This window comes from Stenotrophomonas sp. 3diitr2024, assembly GCF_042136455.1.
Lineage (GTDB): Bacteria > Pseudomonadota > Gammaproteobacteria > Xanthomonadales > Xanthomonadaceae > Stenotrophomonas > Stenotrophomonas sepilia.
Genome location: NZ_JBHHMJ010000492.1, coordinates 1 through 331 on the forward strand (window position 1 = coordinate 1; position 331 = coordinate 331).

2 pseudogenes are annotated in these 331 nt (G+C 65.0%); both read left to right on the forward strand.

The features are described from left to right. Window positions 1–138 (forward strand): annotated as a pseudogene (gene rplE, locus ABGA94_RS12510) (50S ribosomal protein L5); the annotation flags it as partial. 95 nt (window positions 139–233) lie between these two features. Next, window positions 234–331, forward strand: a pseudogene (locus ABGA94_RS12515) (fimbrial protein); the annotation flags it as partial.

The window sequence follows — 331 nt, forward strand, 5'->3', positions numbered from 1 at the left end:
GGCTACACCAATCCGATGGAAGTACCGAAGCTCGTCAAGGTCACCCTGAACATGGGTGTCGGCGAGGCTGCCACCAACAAGAAAATCCTGGAAAACGCCGTCGCGGACATGACCAAGACGTCGCATCTGCTTCCCCTCAGCCTGGCCCTGTCCGCGGCACTGCTGCTCGGCGCCTGTTCCAGGGAAGCGCCCACCGCTGCATCGGCCCCCTCAGGCAAGGAGGGCAAGAAGTGATGCGCGCGCAGACCGTACGTGGTGCGATGGTGCTGGCTGTACTGCTGCTGGCCGGTTGCGGCCGTGGCGTGACCAGCACGCCCGGCGACGCACCGAA